We start from the raw sequence: 586 nt of genomic DNA on the forward strand, positions 1-586 counted from the left end.
CACAGCACCACCCTCCAGCCCACCCAGCCGCTCCCCGACGACCTCCCCGAGCAGTGGTCGGCCACGCTGCACCTGCGCCACGGCCAACGGCCCCGCGAGATCCCCGACGACCTGCGCGCCACCGCCACCACGGCCGGACGCGACCTCGACGCCCTGGACGACGCCGAGCTGCGCTACGCCCTGACCTTCCTCGGCGAAGCCACCACCGACGCCATTCGCACCGAGCGCCTGGCCGCGATCGTCACCGGCCTGCCCACCCTCGAAGGAGACCCCGAGTGACCCAGCCCGTGAAGCTCATCAGCGTGGACGTCGGCGGCACCATCGGCGAAGCCGACGGCCCCGGCCTGACCATGCAGCTCACCGCCGCATCCCCCCTGCCCGCCGACCAGGCCCGCGCCGTGATGCGCGGCCGCCTGCACACCCAACCCGCCATCACCGACGCCCTCGCCGCCGAACTCGCCGACGCCCTCGGCATCGAGCCGGCCGACTTCCACCGCGACCTGCCCGCCGCACCGCTCACCCTCTACCCGTACGCCCTCGACGCGCTCCAGCAGCTGGCTGGCTTGGCGCCGGTGGTGACCCTGTC

General features: G+C 74.2%; 2 pseudogenes. Both read left to right on the top strand.

Annotated elements, in window-relative coordinates:
• Positions 1-279 (top strand): annotated as a pseudogene (locus SSNG_RS42750) (hypothetical protein); the annotation flags it as partial.
• A pseudogene (locus tag SSNG_RS42755) lies at positions 276-586 on the top strand (hypothetical protein); the annotation flags it as partial. The pseudogenes SSNG_RS42750 and SSNG_RS42755, both read left to right, overlap by 4 nt.

This window comes from Streptomyces sp. C (assembly GCF_000158895.1).
GTDB classification, from domain to species: domain Bacteria; phylum Actinomycetota; class Actinomycetes; order Streptomycetales; family Streptomycetaceae; genus Streptomyces; species Streptomyces racemochromogenes.